Source organism: Pseudomonas sp. LJDD11, assembly GCF_024584215.1.
In the GTDB taxonomy this organism is placed as follows: Bacteria; Pseudomonadota; Gammaproteobacteria; order Pseudomonadales; family Pseudomonadaceae; genus Aquipseudomonas.
In genome coordinates, this window is sequence record NZ_JANJFL010000108.1 from 1 (window position 1) to 586 (window position 586).

The 586-nt window shown below is 57.5% G+C and carries 1 pseudogene; it reads left to right on the forward strand.

From position 1 onward, the window contains the following. Positions 1 to 71: 71 nt before the first annotated feature. Positions 72 to 586: pseudogene (locus tag NRB16_RS29005) on the forward strand (hypothetical protein); the annotation flags it as partial.

Here is a 586-nt window from a genome sequence, read left to right on the forward strand (position 1 = left end):
ACACCGTCATACCGCGTGACATTCTCGACCCATTGGAGTCGGGCAGTTTCTCGCTGGGTGATGTCGCCGATGTGGATACCTTTCTGGCAGTCAACACGCTACCGGCCTTTGAGCCGCCGGAAGATGGCCAGGCGGCAGATGCCGATGAGTATGCCCGGCAATGGGCTGCCTACGTGCAGTTCTGTGAACACTTTCTAGAGGAAGTCAGCCCTGGCTGGCTGCAAGGCGACAACGGTTATGAGCGCTCGAATGAGTGGTGTCTGTTCAAGGAAGAAAAGATATCCGGGGCCAGCCAGCATATTGTTCGTCTCTACGATCACATACGTGATACGAAACCTGGCAGTGCGCTCTTTGAACGTTATGCCAGTCAAGTCACTCTTGCTCCCGAACCCTGCCTGCTGAAAAGCGCAGGCTTTGCAGCGCGTCTTGGGCATGCCAGCGATCAATACGCTCTGGCCGATGAGCAACGCGATGCGCTGGCGCATTTTCTGGCATCCCGCCACGGCGATATTCTGGGTGTGAACGGGCCGCCCGGCACCGGCAAGACAACGCTGCTGTTATCCGTGGTTGCATCACTGTGGGCCGA